The following is a 17278-nucleotide window of genomic DNA, read 5'->3' on the forward strand; positions in this document are numbered from 1 at the left end:
AATTAAAAAAGGCCGCATCCAGCGGCCTTTTTTATCAAGCGAATCCGACTGAGCAAACTCAGTCGGCAAGACGCCAGGTAGTACCGCCTTTTCCGTCTTCGAGCACCACTCCCATTGCGGCGAGCTGATCGCGGATACGGTCGGACTCGCCCCAATTCTTCTCCGCACGCGCCTGCAGGCGCGCCTGGATCAGCGCCTCGACCTCGGCAGCATCCACCCTACCCTCGGCACCGGCACGCAGGAAGGCGTCCGGCTCCAGCTGCAGCACGCCAAGCAGGCCGGCCAGCGCCTTGAGCTGCGCCGCCAGGGCAGCCGCAGCGGAAAGATCGCTGTCACGCAGGCGATTCACTTCGCGCACCATCTCGAAGAGCACGGCGCAGGCCTCCGGACTGTTGAAGTCATCGTCCATGGCCGCGGCAAAACGCTCGACAAAGGCCTCGCCGCCCGCAGGAGCCGCATCAGGGAGCCCGCGCAACGCGTGATAGAAACGCTCCAGGGCGCCCTTGGCTTCCCTCAGGCTCTCTTCGGAGTAGTTGATCGGGCTGCGGTAGTGACTGGACACCAGCAGGTAGCGCACCACCTCGGGGTGATACTTCTCCAGCACCTCGCGAATGGTGAAGAAGTTGCCAAGGGACTTGGACATCTTCTCGCCATCCACACGCACAGCGCCGGCGTGCATCCAGGATTTTGCGTAGAGCTTGCCGGTGGCCGCCTCGCTCTGGGCGATCTCGTTCTCGTGGTGCGGGAACACCAGGTCCGGACCGCCGCCATGGATATCAAAGGTCTCGCCCAAGCAGCAGGTGGACATCACCGAGCACTCGATGTGCCAGCCCGGCCGCCCCGGCCCCCACGGCGAATCCCAGCTCGGCTCACCCGGCTTGGCGCCTTTCCAGAGCACGAAGTCCAGCGGGTCTTCCTTGATCTCGTCCACCTCGATGCGCGCACCGATCTTCAGTTCGTCGATCTTGCGGCGGGACAGCTTGCCGTAGCCTTCGAACTTGCCGACGCGGTAGTAGACGTCGCCGTTGCCCGGGGCATAGGCAAAGCCCTTGTCGATCAGGGTCTGGATCATCTCGTGCATACCGGCGATGTGGCCGGTGGCACGCGGCTCGATATCCGGACGCAGCACGCAGAGACGCGCCTCGTCCTCATGCATCGCCGCGATCATGCGCTCCACCAGCGCCTCGAACGGTTCTCCGTTCTCATTGGCGCGACGAATGATCTTGTCATCGATGTCAGTGATGTTGCGCACGTAGGTAAGGTCGTAGCCACGATGACGCAGCCAGCGCGCCACCACGTCGAAGGCCACCATCACGCGGGCATGGCCGATGTGGCAGAAGTCATAGACCGTCATGCCGCAGACATACATGCGCACCTGGTTGCCGACCAGCGGCCGCAGCGGTTCCTTGGTCTTGCTGAGGGTGTTGTAGATCGACAGCGTCATCATTGGCCCCAGGAGTCACGCAGGGTCACGGTACGGTTGAACACCGGCTTGCCCGGCTGGGTGTCCTTCAGATCGGCAACGAAATAGCCTTCACGCTCGAACTGGAAACGATCTTCCGGCTGGGCCTGGGCCAGCGACGGCTCGGCACGGCAGCCAGTCAGCACCTGCAGGGAGTCCGGATTGATGTTGTCGAGGAAGCTGCCGCCCTCTTCCGATTTCTCCGGATTCGCCGAACGGAACAGGCGATCATACAGGCGTACTTCGCATTCCACGCTACCTTCAGCCGGTACCCAGTGGATCACGCCCTTGACCTTGCGACCTTCGGGGTTCTTGCCCAGGGTATCCGGGTCATAGCTGCAGCGGAGCTCGACGATATTGCCGCCGGCATCCTTGATCGCTTCGTCAGCGCGGATCACGTAGCTGCCACGCAGGCGCACTTCCCCACCGGGGACCAGGCGCTTGAACCCGGCCGGCGGGACTTCCTCGAAGTCGGTAGCATCGATGTACAGCTCGCGGGCGAACGGCAGCACGCGAACACCCATGTCGACTTTCGGGTGGCGTGGCAGCTCCAGGTTTTCCACCTGGCCTTCCGGATAGTTGGTGATCACCACCTTGAGGGGGCGCAGCACGCACATGGCGCGGGGCGCAGTAGCGTCCAGGTGGTCACGAATGCTGAACTCCAGCATGCCGATATCCACCACACCGCTGGCACGGTTCACGCCGATCATTTCGCAGAAGTTGCGGATCGACTCGGGGGTGTAACCACGGCGGCGATAGCCGGACAGGGTCGACATGCGCGGATCGTCCCACCCGCTTACGTGACCCTCGTCCACCAGCTGTTTGAGCTTGCGCTTGCTGGTGATGGTGTAGTTCAGGTTCAGGCGGGAAAATTCGTACTGGCGCGGCTGGGCCGGGACCGGGAGGTTGTCCAGGAACCATTCGTAAAGCGGGCGGTGATCCTCGAACTCCAGGGTGCAGATGGAGTGAGTGATGCCCTCGATGGCATCCGACTGGCCATGGGTGAAGTCATAGCTCGGGTAGATGCACCACTTGTCACCGGTCTGGTGATGGTGGGCATGGCGGATGCGATAGAGGATCGGATCACGCAGGTTCATGTTCGGCGAAGCCATATCGATCTTCGCGCGCAGCGACCGGCTGCCATCCGGGAACTCGCCGGCCTTCATGCGGGCGAACAGGTCGAGGTTCTCTTCCACGGAGCGGTCGCGGAAGGGGCTGTTCCGGCCCGGCTCGGTGAGGGAGCCACGGTACTCGCGCATTTCTTCCGGCGACAGGTCGCAGACGAACGCCTTGCCAGCCTTGATCAGCTCGATCGCCCACTCATGCAACTGGTCGAAGTAGCTGGAGGCATAACGAACATCGCCAGCCCACTGGAAACCCAGCCACTTCACGTCGCTCTCGATGGCGTCGATGTACTCTTGGTCTTCCTTGGCCGGGTTGGTGTCGTCGAAGCGCAGGTGGCAGTCACCGCCGAACTCCTTGGCCAGGCCGAAGTTCAGGCAGATCGACTTGGCATGGCCGATGTGCAGGTAACCATTGGGCTCCGGCGGGAAACGGGTAACGATCTTGGTGTACTTGCCGGCGTCCAGATCCGCCTGAACGATCTGGCGCAGGAAGTTGGAAGCGGCGGGAGTCTCTGGCTTGCTCATGGGGTCCTTAGATCTAGCTGGTGCGCGGCTCAGGGTAGGCCGGCCAAATCAAAGCGCTTATCATAGCCGAAGCTGTCAATCCCCTGACAGGCCTTGGATTTCTCGACAGAGCGAATAACCCAATGATCAAGCTGCACACCAACCACGGCGTCATCACCCTGCAACTCTTCGAAGACAAAGCCCCGGAAACCGTGGCCAACTTCAAGGAGTACGTGAAATCCGGCCACTACGACGGCACCGTTTTCCACCGCGTGATCGGCAACTTCATGATTCAGGGCGGCGGTTTCGAGCCAGGCATGAAGCAGAAGCCCACCCGCGCCCCGATCAAGAACGAGGCCAACAACGGCCTGTCCAACAAGATCGGCACCATCGCCATGGCCCGCACCATGGAGCCGCATTCGGCTTCCGCGCAGTTCTTCATCAACGTCGCCGACAACACCTTCCTGAACCACAGCGCACCGACCGTACAGGGCTGGGGCTACGCAGTATTCGGTGAAGTGGTCGAAGGAATGGACGTGGTGAACAAGATCAAGGCCGTAGCCACCACCATGAAGGCCGGCCACCAGGACGTCCCGGTCGATGACGTGATCATCGAGAAGGCCGAGATCGTCGAGTGATATTGCTGATCTCCGATCTGCATCTCGAAGAAGAGCGCCCGGATATCACCCGGGCGTTTCTTCATTTCCTGCAGACCCGCGCAGCGCAGGCCGAAGCCCTCTACATACTTGGCGATTTCTTCGAGGCCTGGATCGGCGACGACGCCATGACGCCCTTCCAGCACTCCATCGCCCAGGCCCTGCGCAAGCTGGCCGATGGCGGTACACGCATTTTCCTGATGCACGGTAATCGCGACTTCATGATCGGCAAGGCGTTCTGCCACGAGGCCGGCTGCACCCTGCTCGCCGACCCGAGCCTGGTGCGGATGAACGGCGAGCCAGTGCTACTGATGCACGGAGACAGCCTGTGCACCCAGGACGAGGCCTACATGCGCCTGCGTCGCTGGCTGCGCAACCCGGTGAGCCTGCTGATTCTGCGCAACCTGCCACTGGCCACGCGGCACAAGCTGGCCCGCAAGCTGCGCAAGGAAAGCCGTATGCAAACCCGGCAGAAGGCGGCAGAGATCACCGACGTCACGCCGGAAGAGATTCCGCGCGTCCTTCGCCAGTTCGGCGCCAGGACCCTGATCCACGGCCATACCCATCGCCCCGCCAGCCATGAACTGGACCTGGAAGGCCAACCCGCCCGGCGCATCGTCCTTGGCGACTGGAACCGCCAGGGCTGGGTGCTGCAGGTGGATGAACAGGGTTTCCACCAAGCGCCTTTTGCCCTCGACTAGGCCGTCCACACAAAGAAAAAGCGCCCATCAGGGCGCTTTCTTCATCCGCAGGACGCTCAGGCCGGCACGCCGCTGTGGAAGCGGAATTCCTCGTCCGGCGACTCGATCAGCGTCTGCTCGGCCGCCCTCACCTTCTCGATGGTCTGATCCACGTCCCGCGCGTCACCGAACTGATAGGCAAGCTTCAGATACCCCTGGTAATGGCGGGACTCGCTCTTCAGCAGCCCGCCATAGAACTTGCCCAGATCCTCGTCTAGATGCGGCACCAGAGCCTCGAAACGCTCGCAGGAGCGGGCTTCGATGAAGGCCCCTACCACTAGCGTGTCCACCAGCTTCTGCGGTTCGTGGCTACGCACCAGCTTGCGCAGGCCGGACGCATACCGGGAGGCTGAAACCGGCCTCAGGTCGATCTTGCGACGCTTCATGATGCGCAGCACCTGCTCGTGGTGCACGAGCTCCTCGCGGGCCAGGCGCGACATGAAGTTGATCAGGTCCAGGTGGGTGGCGTACTTGGCCATCAGGGCCATGGCCGTGGAAGCTGCCTTGAACTCGTTGTTCTTGTGGTCGATCAGCAGGGTTTGCTGATCGGCCAGCGCGGCCGCCACCCAGGCATCGGGAGTACGGCAACCAAGGAAGTCATGGATTTCAGGCAGGTTCACAAGCGGCTCTCATCATGCTGGGCGCCACGCTGGCCGGGCTCCCGAAGGCGGAGCATTATACGAATGCAGGACGCGACGACCAGCCCGAGCCACTTGATATATGTCAAGAACACTAAAGCCGAATCGGGACTACATTTGTTTCGGCTATAAGCCATCGACAGGGAGAGAGGACCATGCAAGCCATTCGCAGCATTCTGGTGGTATTGGACCCGGACCGGCCGGAAGGCCTTGCACTGAAAAGGGCAAAACTGATCGCCGGGGTAACCCAGTCGCATCTGCACCTCCTGATCTGCGACCGCAAGGGCAACCACGCCGACTACCTCAGTGACCTGGCCGATTCGCTCAAGACCGAAGGCTACAGCGTCACCACCCAGCAGAGTTGGCTGGAGAATCTGCACCAGACCATCATCGCCGCCCAGCAAGCCGAGGGTTGTGGCCTGGTGATCAAGCAGCACGTGCCGGACAACCCGCTCAAGAAGGCCCTTCTCACCCCGGACGACTGGAAGCTCCTGCGTTACTGTCCGGGACCGGTCCTGATGGTCAAGACCGACAGGCCGTGGAACGGCAGCAACATCCTCGCCGCCGTCGACGTAGGCAATAGCGACGGGGAGCACCGCACCCTGCACGCCACCATCGTCAGCCATGGCTACGACATCGCCAGCCTCGCCCACGGTACTCTCCACGTAATCAGCGCCCACCCATCGCCCATGCTTTCGGCGGCGGATCCGACCTTCCAGCTCAAGGAAACTATCGAGGCCCGCTATCGCGACGAATGCCGCGCCTTCCAGGCCGAGTACGACGTAAGTGACGAGCGGCTGCATATCGAAGAAGGTCCGGCCGACGTACTGATTCCCTTTGTCGCCCACAAACTGGAGGCAGCGGTCACCGTGATCGGCACCGTGGCGCGCTCCGGCCTGTCCGGCGCGCTGATCGGCAATACCGCCGAAGTGATACTGGACACTCTGGAAAGCGATGTTCTGGTGCTCAAGCCCGAGGCGATCATCGCCCACCTCGAGGAGCTGGTCGCCCAGCGTTGATAGCCGCCAAAATGAAATAAGCCGCCTGATGGCGGCTTTTTCATGCAAATCAGACTCGGCTCTCGACACCCTCGCGCAAAAAGCGCGGCGCGATATAGCGTTCGTAGTGAGCTTCGGACAAGAGGAAGAATTCCCGATCAATGGCTTCCCGCAGATCCGGCAGTGTCCAGCCACGGAACTCGGGGAGCAGCGCAATGCCGTATGCATCCAGACGATTGATCATGCGCGAACCCCGCGCGATCAGCTGGTAGGCCCAGCAGTAGTGGGACTGTTCCGGCACGAAGCGCACCTGACGCTGCTCGAGCTGCAGGCGCAGGCGTTGCGGGTCGAACACTTCCAGCTTGGCCGCCATCACCTGCACCAGAAGGATCTCCAGGCGCCGCCACACCGCACGTTTCTCCTCCTCGTTATAGAGATTCCAGTTCACCACTTCATGGTGGAAGCGCTTGCAGCCGCGGCACACCTGATCCCCATAGACAGTGGAACAGAGGCCGACGCAGGGCGTCTTGATGCGCTGGTTGGACATGACGGAAACGGATTCGACAGGTGAAACGGGCCGGCCATCTTAGCCCTTTGTCTAATCAGGGTCACCCTCGGGGAAATGGGGATTTCGTCTTAACTTTGTCGAGCCTTTCCTTTAGAATCAGCGCGCCATTTAAGGCGCCGATATCCGTTGGAAGCTGTTTTCAAAGCGTCACGAGCACAGTTCATCCGGCAGGAAATAATGGCGCCGGTCATTCCGCCCGGGATGCCCGCCGCCAGCCCTCATCAGGCCTTCCTTCCGGCGTAAAACTTTGAAAACAGCTTCTCGATGGAGGCCGTCGAAACCTTGGCCAGACAGCCCAAAAAGCTGTGCGGCGCATGCGTTCGGCGGATTCCTGGATGAGCGCCCTGGACGATTCCGGGGCCACTGATGAGGGTAAAACTGTGCTTGAAGCCTATCGCAAACACGTAGAAGAGCGTGCCGCCCAAGGGGTCGTACCCCAGCCGCTGAACGCCGAACAAACTGCAGGCCTGGTTGAGCTGCTGAAGAATCCCCCGGCCGGCGAAGAGGCTTTCCTTCTCGACCTGATCACCAATCGTGTTCCGCCGGGTGTCGATGAAGCTGCCTACGTCAAAGCAGGTTTCCTCTCCGCCATCGCCAAGGGCGAAGCCACTTCCCCGCTGATCGACAAGGCTCGCGCCACCGAACTGCTGGGCACCATGCAGGGCGGCTACAACATCGCCACCCTGGTCGAGCTGCTGGACGATGCCGAACTGGCCACCGTCGCTGCCGAACAACTGAAGCACACCCTGCTGATGTTCGACGCCTTCCACGACGTCGCTGAGCGCGCCAAGCAGGGCAACGCTTCCGCCAAGGCCGTACTGCAATCCTGGGCCGATGGCGAATGGTTCAAGGCCAAGCCGGCCGTCGCCGAGAAAATCACCCTGACCGTGTTCAAGGTGCCCGGCGAAACCAACACCGACGACCTGTCCCCCGCCCCGGACGCCTGGTCCCGCCCCGACATCCCGCTTCACGCCCTGGCCATGCTGAAAATGGCTCGCGACGGCATCGAGCCGGTTCAGCCTGGCGCCGTCGGCCCACTGAAGCAGATCGAAGCCGTGAAGGCCAAGGGCTTCCCGGTCGCCTACGTCGGCGACGTGGTCGGTACCGGTTCCTCCCGCAAGTCCGCCACCAACTCCGTGCTGTGGTTCTTCGGTGACGACATCCCCTACGTGCCGAACAAGCGCGCTGGCGGTTTCTGCTTCGGTACCAAGATCGCCCCGATCTTCTACAACACCATGGAAGACGCCGGCGCCCTGCCGATCGAATTCGACTGCACCAACCTGGCCATGGGCGACGTCATCGACGTATACCCCTATGAAGGCAAGGTCGTTCGCCACGACAGCGGCGAAGTGGTCACCACCTTCGAATTGAAGACCCCGGTCCTGCTGGACGAAGTCCGCGCCGGCGGCCGTATCCCGCTGATCATCGGCCGCGGCCTGACCGAGAAGGCCCGTGCCGAGCTGGGCCTGGGCGCTTCCGACCTGTTCAAGAAGCCGGAATCCCCGGCTGACAGCGGCAAGGGCTTCACCCTGGCCCAGAAGATGGTTGGCCGTGCCTGCGGTCTGCCGGAAGGCCAAGGCGTCCGTCCGGGCACCTACTGCGAGCCGAAGATGACCACCGTTGGCTCCCAGGACACCACTGGCCCGATGACCCGCGACGAGCTGAAAGACCTCGCCTGCCTGGGCTTCTCCGCCGACCTGGTGATGCAGTCCTTCTGCCACACCGCTGCCTATCCGAAGCCCATCGACGTCAACACCCACCACACCCTGCCGGACTTCATCAAGACCCGCGGCGGCGTGTCCCTGCGTCCGGGCGACGGCATCATCCACAGCTGGCTGAACCGCATGCTGCTGCCTGACACCGTCGGCACCGGTGGCGACTCCCACACCCGCTTCCCGATCGGCATCTCCTTCCCGGCCGGTTCCGGCCTGGTAGCCTTCGCCGCTGCCACCGGCGTCATGCCGCTGGACATGCCGGAATCCGTTCTGGTGCGTTTCAAGGGCAAGATGCAACCCGGTATCACCCTGCGTGACCTTGTCCATGCCATCCCCTACTACGCCATCCAGGCTGGCCTGCTGACCGTCGAGAAGAAGGGCAAGAAGAACATCTTCTCCGGCCGCATCCTCGAGATCGAAGGTCTGAACGACCTGACCGTCGAGCAAGCCTTCGAGCTGTCCGACGCCTCGGCCGAGCGTTCCGCTGCCGGTTGCACCATCAAGCTGCCGGAAGAAGCCATTGCCGAATACCTGAAGTCCAACATCACCCTGCTGCGCTGGATGATCGGCGAAGGCTACGGCGATGCCCGCACCCTGGAGCGTCGCGCCAAGGCGATGGAAGCCTGGCTGGCCAACCCGCAACTGCTGGAAGCCGACAAGGACGCCGAATACGCCGCCGTCATCGAGATCGACCTGGCCGACGTCAAGGAGCCTGTGCTCTGCGCCCCGAACGACCCGGACGATGCCCGCCTGCTGTCCACCGTGGCCGGCGACAAGATCGACGAAGTGTTCATCGGCTCCTGCATGACCAACATCGGTCACTTCCGTGCTGCCGGTAAGCTGCTGGACAAGGTCAAGGGCGGTATCCCGACCCGTCTGTGGCTGGCTCCGCCGACCAAGATGGACCAGCACCAGCTGACCGAGGAAGGCTACTACGGCATCTACGGCAAGGCTGGCGCCCGCATGGAAATGCCGGGTTGCTCCCTGTGCATGGGCAACCAGGCTCGCGTCCAGACCGGCGCCACCGTTGTCTCCACCTCCACCCGTAACTTCCCGAACCGCCTGGGCGACGCCACCAACGTCTACCTGGCCTCCGCCGAACTGGCGGCCGTTGCGTCCATCCTGGGCAAACTGCCGACCGTCGAGGAGTACATGGAATACGCGAAGAACATCGACAGCATGTCTGCCGATATCTACCGCTACCTGTCCTTCGACCAGATCGCCGAGTACAAGGAAGCCGCTGCAAACGCCAAGATTCCGGTGGTTCAGGCCTAAACCCCCATCGGTAGCTCGGTAAGGAGAAAGCCCCGCCTCGTGCGGGGCTTTTTCTTTTCTGCCATCTGCATCACAGACCTTTCCACATTCCCATCCAGCCGACTTGCAGGCGCCCCCCAAGCAGCTATGTTGCAGATAAGAGCCCCACAACGGGGGAGGCCTCCATGAAAACCTGGTTCCTGATCCTCATCTGCACCCTGGGCCTGGCCGGTTGCTCCAGCGAGTACCTGATCGCCACGACCGACGGCCAGCTCATCGCCACCGACGAGAAACCCGAACTGGACAGGGACACCGGCATGCTCGAATTCGAGGACCATGAAGGCCGGACCCAACAGATTCCGCAAAGCCAGGTGAAGCAGATCATCGAACGTTGAGGTAGCTCCGACCTCCGAACCCTGCCCCGCCATCGCGGGGCTCTTTTTTTGGCTGGCATATCGCTTGCTTCATCAGCGACAAGGCGGCGCGCTCCAACGGCGGAGCAGGCTGATGACGATGGCGTCGATTCCGGCCACCCCGGATCGACGCCATTTTTGCTGATAGGTGGCATTCGACATGACGGACAAGCAGAACACCATGCGCCCGGACAACCTGGCCTGGGTCGCCGGCAGCGACGCGCCGGAGAAGTGCGTGCTCAACCTGGGCTTCATGCCCCTGACCGACTCGGCCTCGCTGATAGTCGCCGCGACCCAGGGCTTTGCACAGCCATACGGCCTGACCCTGAACCTGCAGCGCCAGTCGTCCTGGGCCACCCTGCGCGACAAACTGCTCTCCGCTGAGCTGGATGCCGCGCAGGCGCTCTATGGACAGGTGTATGGCATCGAACTGGGTATCGGTGGCCCCAGCGCCGAAATGGCGATCCTCATGGGGCTCTGCCAGAACGGCCAGGCCATCAACCTCTCCGAACCCCTCAAGCGCATTGGCGTGACCAGTTCCGAGGCGCTGGCCAGGCATGTGCACCATGGCGGTGCGCGACTGACCTTCGCCCAGACCTTCCCCACCGGCACCCATGCCATGTGGCTGAACTACTGGCTGGCGGCCCAGGGTATCCATCCACTGCGGGACGTGGACACCGTCGTAGTCCCTCCCTCGCAGATGGTCACCCACCTCAAGGCAGCTCGAATCGACGGCTTCTGCGCGGGCGGCCCCTGGGGGGCACTGGCGGTCGATCAGGGCCAGGGCTTTACCCTGGCCACTAGCCAGATGATCTGGCCCGATCACCCGGAGAAGGTCCTGGCCGTCACGCATGAATTCGCCGAGCGATACCCAAACACCGCCCGCGCACTGACCATGGCCGTGCTGGAAGCCAGCCGTTTCATCGATGCCAGCGAGGAGAACCGCCGCAGCACGGCGCGCCTGATCAGCGGCAGCGATTACGTGGACGTGCCGCTCTGCGCCGTGGAACCGCGCTTCCTCGGGCATTACCAGGACGGCCTCGGTAATGCCTGGGAAGATGAGCACCCACTGCGCTTCTTCGCCGATGGCCAGGTGACCATGCCCTTCCTCTCCGACGGCATCTGGTTCATGACCCAGTTCCGTCGTTGGGGCCTGCTGCGGGACGACCCGGACTACCAGGCCATCGCCCGGCGCGTGCAACGGCTGGACATCTACCGCGACGCCGCAGAAGCGCTCGACATCCCGATCCCCGACCTGATGCGCAGCGCTACCCTGATCGATGGTCGAATCTGGGACGGCAGCGATCCCGCCGCCTATGCCCGGAGCTTCCCGATCCATTCGCTGGCCGGCCATGCCCGCGCCATCGCCCTGTAGCCGTTGGGGAAGACCGCCGCCATGTTGCGCATCCTGCTGATCAACGACACCGCAAAGAAAGTCGGGCGCCTGAAAACCGCCCTGGTGGAGGCCGGATTCGAAGTCATCGACGAATCCGGATTGACCATCGACCTGCCGGCCCGCATCGAAGCCGTCCGCCCGGACGTGGTGCTGATCGATTCCGAATCCCCTGGCCGCGACGTGATGGAGCAGATCGTGCTGGTCAGCCGTGACCAGCCCCGCCCCATCGTCATGTTCACCGATGAGCACGACCCCACGGTCATGCGCCAGGCCATCCAGGCCGGCGTCAGCGCCTACATTGTCGAAGGCATCCAGACCGACCGCCTGCAGCCGATTCTTGACGTCGCCATGGCGCGCTTCGAAGCCGACCAGGCCCTGCGCGCCCAGCTCAATGCCCGCGACCAGCAGCTGGCCGAACGCAAGCGCATCGAACTGGCCAAGGGCCTGCTGATGAAGATGAAGCAGTGTGGCGAAGAAGAGGCCTACACCCTGATGCGCCGCCAGGCCATGAGCCGGCAACAGAAGCTGATCCAGGTGGCCGAGCAGATCATCGCGATGCACGACATGCTGGGAAACTAGGCCGAAGCGTACCGCCCGTCGACACTGCTATTGCACCCGCTACGGCTCCTGCCAAAGCCCCCTGGCTCGCGCATCTGCCCTTTCGGAGATGCGCCGGTCACGCAGCAAAACTTCCCTCGACAATGGCCCGCGAAGCCCTTATCTTCGCCTCCAGGCCACCGTAGTGGCCGACGTCGCTCGGACGGTTCCGGGCGCTTACGTATCCGAGGAAAGCATGGCTGAACAGCGTTCACCGCGCCGCTTTGCGCGCATCGATCGTCTCCCCCCCTACGTCTTCAACATCACCGCTGAACTCAAGATGGCCGCACGCCGTCGCGGCGAGGACATCATCGACCTCTCCATGGGCAACCCCGACGGCGCCACCCCGCCGCACATCGTGGAAAAGCTCGTGCAGGTCGCCCAGCGTGAAGACACCCACGGATACTCCACTTCCCGCGGCATTCCACGCCTGCGCCGAGCCATCTCGCGCTGGTACAAGGACCGTTACGACGTGGAGATCGATCCTGAAACCGAAGCCATCGTCACCATCGGCTCCAAGGAAGGCCTGGCGCACCTGATGCTCGCCACCCTGGACCATGGCGACACCGTGCTCGTACCCAACCCCAGCTACCCGATCCACATCTACGGCGCGGTGATCGCCGGCGCCCAGGTGCGCTCGGTGCCCCTGGTGCCCGGCGTGGACTTCTTCGCCGAGCTGGAACGGGCGATTCGCGAAAGCATTCCGAAGCCGAAGATGATGATCATCGGCTTCCCCTCCAATCCCACCGCCCAGTGTGTGGAGCTGGATTTCTTCGAGCGCGTGGTGGCCCTGGCCAAGCAGTACGAGGTCCTGGTGGTCCACGACCTGGCCTACGCCGACATCGTCTACGACGGCTGGAAGGCGCCCTCCATCATGCAGGTGCCCGGCGCCAAGGACATTGCGGTGGAATTCTTCACCCTGTCCAAGAGCTACAACATGGCGGGCTGGCGCATCGGCTTCATGGTCGGCAACCCGGAGCTGGTCAGCGCCCTGGCGCGGATCAAGAGTTACCACGACTACGGCACCTTCACCCCGCTGCAGGTCGCTGCGATTGCCGCCCTGGAAGGCGACCAGCAGTGCGTTCGCGATATCGCCGAGCAGTACCGCCAGCGCCGCAACGTGCTGGTGAAGGGGTTGCATGAGCTTGGCTGGATGGTGGAGAACCCCAAGGCGTCGATGTACGTCTGGGCCAAGATCCCCGAGCCCTACGCCGCCATGGGCTCCCTGGAGTTCGCCAAGAAGCTCCTGGCCGAAGCCAAGGTCTGCGTCTCGCCCGGGCTGGGCTTTGGCGACTACGGCGATGACCACGTGCGCTTCGCCCTGATCGAGAACCAGGACCGTATCCGCCAGGCCGTTCGCGGCATCAAGGGCATGTTCCGCGCCGACGGGCTTCTCGAGTCTCCGACAGCATCCAGAACCCGGAAAACCGGCAAGGCGTAACGCTGGATAGCGCCCCCGAGTCACAGGGGGCGCGTTTTCCACTGAACTTCCCCGAAACGCCCGCCTGGCAAGGTTTCCTTGCCTTTTCAAGCGCTTGCAGCGCCCCTCAAGCCTCTACCGTCTGTCGGCTTTCAGCGCATTTTTTGAACAAATCCAGGGTTGGATGACTCTGATGAAAGCCGAAATTCATCGCGCCACGTCTTGAACCAGGACGGGTCAGCGGCGCGCATGTCTATCTGATTCTCCTTGAGTCCGGAGTGATTCCAAATGCACGAGTTCACGTGCAGGTGGTTTCTGTGCCTCAAAAAAGGAGGAGTGCGTATGAAGACATGAAAAACAACCAGATCTGTTAGTTCTACCTGACCACCACTCAAGTCCAGAGAGACCAACGAGTAAACAAAACAACAAATCGGTGCCATTCCTGCATCAGCACACCAACTTACTTTGTAAAACAAGAGGTCAACCATGGAGCTGTACCATCTCATTACTTCCCTGTTCAAACAGGAAGCAACCATGGAATTAATGCGCATGGGTGTCGTTTATGCCCACCTGATCGCTTGCTGCGTGGCTATCGGCCTGGTCCTGACCAGCGATATCGCCATGATCAAGCAGATGATCTCCGGCGAAGACGACGCTGCCCATAGCGACAAAACCCATCTTGATACTTTGAAGAAAACTGTACTGCTTGCACTCGCGGCACTCTGGGTTACAGGGATAGGTATCATCCTGATGGATTACTCTGTCAAAGGCGCGGTGTACTTCCTCAACCCCAAGCTCCAGGCCAAGGTCCTGGTTGTGGCACTGCTGACCGTTAACGGTTTCCTGCTCCACAGCGCGGTACTGCCTGCCATCAAGAAGGCCGGCTCGCTGATCAGGATGGAAACCAATGCCCGCACCCTCGCGGTGTTCTCGGGCGTCGTCTCCGGAGTTTCCTGGTTCTACGGAGCCATGCTGGGCATCGCTCGTCCGCTCAACTGGAAATACTCCCTTGGCGAAATCATGTTCGCTTACCCGCTGTTCATCTGCCTTGGCTTCGTCGCGATGACGCTGCTGGTGAAGTGGGCAAGTAACAGAGCTGCAAATCTCACTCCTGCTCGAGTGAATCCCGCACTCGCCTCCTGGTAAGAGATAGCTGGGCAGGGATGCCCAGTTTCAAACTGAAGTTACACGCAAGTACAAACAATCAACTTCCAACAATAAAAAGATGCTTTATATAACTGCACCAACTCCTGCATTTAGCTGATCGGCACCTCCAGCCAAGCAGGTACCAGAGTCCCAATACTCCTTTCCTCCTCCCCGGAACTTTCCCCCTCCTGTGTGTACGAACTGCTGCGCCCAAGAATTCCAGCAGTAAGGACATACAGTGATCGATCTCAGCACCTGGAACCTGACAGTCCCAGCCACCACATCCAATACACTCATCACTACCGACCGTCTCAACAACGGTTATGACAGTCAGTACTTCCGACGCAACGCAGACGGCAGTATCACCTTCTGGGTTCCGGTTAACGGCTCGCGCACCGACGATGCGCGCTATCCCCGCTCAGAACTGCGGGAGACCCAGGCCGACGGCACCCTCAGCTACTGGTACCACGCCAGCGCGGACAACTACCTCAGCGCCGTGCTCTCGGTCGAGCAAGTTCCCAGCAAGGGCAAGATCGTCATCGGCCAGATCCACAGCAAGGACGAAGCGGGCAGCCAGAACGATCCGCTGCTGAAGATCCAGTACCACTACCTGCGTGGCAACGGCCGCATCGAAGCGCTGCTGCGCAAGCGCCCCGGCGATACGGAAGTGGAGAACATCCTGCTGGCAGAGAACATCGACCTCGGCGAGCGATTCGGCTATGACCTTCGCATCACCCCCAGCGGCCGGCTGGGTATCGTCATAACCAGCAATGGCGACGACGGCAACCTCTACCGCGAACTCAGTGCCTACTGGGGCAAGCAGCAACTCTACTTCAAGGCCGGCGCCTACATCCAGGACAACTACGGCGCGGACAACGAGGGTGGGCGCGTCACCTTCTACTGGCTGAACAGCCTGCACCGCTGATATCCAGCCAATAGACCCGAGCCGCCCGCCGCTACGCGCGAAGAAGCGGCTTCAACTCGGTGCAACAGGCGCCCCTTCGCCCTGTTTTGATTCAGGCAGAAAAATCGAACTCTTCGCAAAAACCGCTCTAGACAGGCACTTCCAGAGATTGGCCCGGCTCTTGCTCTGGGACAGTCAGAGGTAGCCAACGGCGGTTGCCCTACTACACGACAAAGGCGTCGCGTCACTACGCAGAAATGCGGGAAGTGGTGCGGCGCCTTTTTCGTTTCGGCCCCAGTGATGGGGCGGTGGACGGCCCGGGATCCGGACGTCCGCGTGCAGTTCACTCAATCCCGCTGCGGCTACGGCCGCAGGACGACGCGCCACAAGCGCGACGTTTTACCGGGAGGTGCGACCGCCGTGCCCACGATCATGGCGCGAGCACCTCCCGGCCCCTAACTGCAGATGAGGTGTTCGATGACAACGAGTTTCTGGAAAGCCGGCCACACGCCCACCCTGTTCTCCGCCTTCCTCTATTTCGACCTGAGTTTCATGGTGTGGTACGTCCTCGGGCCACTCGGGGTGCAGATCGCCAGCGACCTGCAACTCACCACCCAGCAGCGCGCCATGATGGTTGCCACCCCCATCCTGGCTGGCGCCGTGCTGCGCTTCCTGATGGGCATGCTCGCCGACCGCACCTCGCCCAGGACCGCCGGCCTCATCGGCCAGGTCGTGGTGATCGCCGCACTCTTCGTCGCCTGGCAGGCAAGCATCCGCACCTATGAGCAGGCGCTGCTGCTGGGCCTGTTCCTCGGTTTCGCCGGTGCATCCTTTGCCGTGGCCCTGCCGCTGGCCTCCCAGTGGTATCCGCCGCAGCATCAGGGCAAAGCCATGGGCATCGCTGGCGCCGGCAACTCCGGCACCGTACTGGCGGCCCTTTTCGCCCCCGGCCTGGCTTCGCTGTATGGCTGGAACAACGTCTTCGGCCTGGCGCTGATCCCGCTGGTGCTGACCCTGGCGATCTTCTTCGTGGCGGCACGCAATGCTCCCAACCGCCCCGCGCCCAAGGCCCTCGGCGACTACCTGAAAGCCCTGGGCGACCGTGACAGCTGGTGGTTCATGCTGTTCTACAGCGTGACCTTCGGTGGCTTCCTCGGCCTGGCCAGCACCCTGCCCGGCTACTTCCACGACCAGTACGGCCTGGCGCCGGTGACCGCCGGCTACTACACCGCCGCCTGCGTCTTCGCCGGCAGCCTGATGCGCCCGCTGGGTGGCGCCTTCGCCGACCGCATCGGCGGCATCCGCAGCCTGCTGGTGGTCTACACGGTGGCCTCGGTGTGCATCGCCGCGGTGGGCTTCCACATCGCCAACGCCACCGTTGCCCTCGGCTTGTTCGTGGTCGCCATGCTGAGCCTCGGTGCCGGCAACGGCGCGGTGTTCCAGCTGGTTCCCCAGCGCTTCCACAAGGAAATCGGCGTGATGACCGGCCTGATCGGCATGGCCGGTGGTATCGGCGGTTTCTGCCTGACCGCGGGCCTGGGTGCCATCAAGCAGCACACCGGCGACTACCAGCTGGGCCTGTGGCTGTTCGCCAGCCTGGGCGTGGTGGCCTGGTTCGGCCTCCATGGTGTGAAGCAACGCTGGCGCACCACCTGGGGTTCGGCTGCCGTCACCACCGCCCGTGTCTGACCTCTCACAGGAATCGGCGCCCGCTGCGGCGCCGAGCCAGACTCGACAAGGAGC

The 17278-nt window shown here is 62.3% G+C and carries 15 protein-coding genes; 11 read left to right on the forward strand and 4 right to left on the reverse strand.

Features of this window, described 5'->3' with window-relative positions; all coding sequences use genetic code 11:
- Positions 1-58: 58 nt before the first annotated feature.
- Together cysS and ACFW0B_RS13705 are read right to left on the reverse strand one after the other, a co-directional pair.
- A complete protein-coding gene (gene cysS, locus ACFW0B_RS13700; protein ID WP_449148979.1) occupies positions 59-1444 on the reverse strand; it encodes a cysteine--tRNA ligase in 1386 nt (461 codons plus the stop codon).
- A complete protein-coding gene (locus tag ACFW0B_RS13705; RefSeq protein WP_449148981.1) occupies positions 1444-3111 on the reverse strand; it encodes a glutamine--tRNA ligase/YqeY domain fusion protein in 1668 nt (555 codons plus the stop codon). Before ACFW0B_RS13705 ends, cysS begins: the two co-directional genes overlap by 1 nt.
- Before the next feature lie 122 nt (positions 3112-3233).
- Here ACFW0B_RS13705 and ACFW0B_RS13710 point away from each other — a divergent pair, with 122 nt between their 5' ends.
- Both ACFW0B_RS13710 and lpxH read left to right on the forward strand, forming a co-directional pair.
- Positions 3234-3728 carry a peptidylprolyl isomerase gene (locus ACFW0B_RS13710; RefSeq protein ID WP_449148983.1) on the forward strand — a complete coding sequence of 165 codons (495 nt, stop codon included), beginning with the start codon at positions 3234-3236 and terminating at the stop codon, positions 3726-3728.
- On the forward strand, positions 3725-4447 hold the full coding sequence (lpxH, locus tag ACFW0B_RS13715; protein WP_449148985.1) for a UDP-2,3-diacylglucosamine diphosphatase: 723 nt from the start codon (positions 3725-3727) through the stop codon (positions 4445-4447). The genes ACFW0B_RS13710 and lpxH overlap by 4 nt, the downstream gene beginning before the upstream one ends.
- Before the next feature lie 56 nt (positions 4448-4503).
- On the opposite strand, the gene ACFW0B_RS13720 is transcribed toward lpxH, so the two are convergent.
- Positions 4504-5106, reverse strand: a complete 603-nt coding sequence (locus ACFW0B_RS13720) for a MiaE family protein (protein WP_449148987.1) — start codon at positions 5104-5106, stop codon at positions 4504-4506.
- A 173-nt stretch (positions 5107-5279) separates the two neighbouring features.
- Here ACFW0B_RS13720 and ACFW0B_RS13725 point away from each other — a divergent pair, with 173 nt between their 5' ends.
- Complete coding sequence (locus ACFW0B_RS13725; protein ID WP_449148989.1) at positions 5280-6143, forward strand: universal stress protein; 864 nt, start codon at positions 5280-5282, stop codon at positions 6141-6143.
- Positions 6144-6192: 49 nt separating this feature from the next.
- Here ACFW0B_RS13725 and ACFW0B_RS13730 read toward each other — a convergent pair whose 3' ends face one another.
- Entirely contained in the window at positions 6193-6669 is a 477-nt protein-coding gene (locus tag ACFW0B_RS13730; protein ID WP_449148991.1) for a DUF1289 domain-containing protein, read from the reverse strand.
- Between the two features lie 401 nt (positions 6670-7070).
- Here ACFW0B_RS13730 and acnB point away from each other — a divergent pair, with 401 nt between their 5' ends.
- The 8 genes from acnB (at position 7071) to ACFW0B_RS13770 (ending at position 17224) form a co-directional block, all read left to right on the forward strand.
- Positions 7071-9680 carry a bifunctional aconitate hydratase 2/2-methylisocitrate dehydratase gene (gene acnB, locus ACFW0B_RS13735; protein WP_449149126.1) on the forward strand — a complete coding sequence of 870 codons (2610 nt, stop codon included), beginning with the start codon at positions 7071-7073 and terminating at the stop codon, positions 9678-9680.
- 164 nt (positions 9681-9844) lie between these two features.
- Entirely contained in the window at positions 9845-10054 is a 210-nt protein-coding gene (locus tag ACFW0B_RS13740) for a YgdI/YgdR family lipoprotein (protein ID WP_449148993.1), read from the forward strand.
- Positions 10055-10253: 199 nt separating this feature from the next.
- Positions 10254-11447 (forward strand): CmpA/NrtA family ABC transporter substrate-binding protein, encoded by a 1194-nt coding sequence (locus ACFW0B_RS13745; RefSeq protein ID WP_449149128.1) that lies wholly within the window; start codon positions 10254-10256, stop codon positions 11445-11447.
- 21 nt (positions 11448-11468) lie between these two features.
- Positions 11469-12047 (forward strand): ANTAR domain-containing response regulator, encoded by a 579-nt coding sequence (locus ACFW0B_RS13750; RefSeq protein ID WP_449148995.1) that lies wholly within the window; start codon positions 11469-11471, stop codon positions 12045-12047.
- Positions 12048-12261: 214 nt separating this feature from the next.
- Positions 12262-13506, forward strand: coding sequence for an alanine transaminase (alaC, locus tag ACFW0B_RS13755; protein ID WP_449148997.1), 1245 nt, complete (start codon positions 12262-12264; stop codon positions 13504-13506).
- A gap of 465 nt (positions 13507-13971) precedes the next feature.
- The gene (locus ACFW0B_RS13760; RefSeq protein WP_449148999.1) at positions 13972-14631 is read left to right on the forward strand and encodes a hypothetical protein; all 660 of its coding nucleotides are present in this window, start codon (positions 13972-13974) and stop codon (positions 14629-14631) included.
- A gap of 238 nt (positions 14632-14869) precedes the next feature.
- Positions 14870-15556: a polysaccharide lyase family 7 protein gene (locus ACFW0B_RS13765; protein WP_449149001.1), complete on the forward strand. Its 687-nt coding sequence runs from the start codon at positions 14870-14872 to the stop codon at positions 15554-15556.
- A gap of 456 nt (positions 15557-16012) precedes the next feature.
- Positions 16013-17224: a NarK family nitrate/nitrite MFS transporter gene (locus ACFW0B_RS13770; protein WP_449149003.1), complete on the forward strand. Its 1212-nt coding sequence runs from the start codon at positions 16013-16015 to the stop codon at positions 17222-17224.
- The last annotated feature ends 54 nt before the right edge of the window (positions 17225-17278 follow it).

Origin of the sequence: Metapseudomonas phytobenefica (assembly GCF_043392685.1) — a bacterium.
Classification (GTDB): domain Bacteria; phylum Pseudomonadota; class Gammaproteobacteria; order Pseudomonadales; family Pseudomonadaceae; genus Metapseudomonas.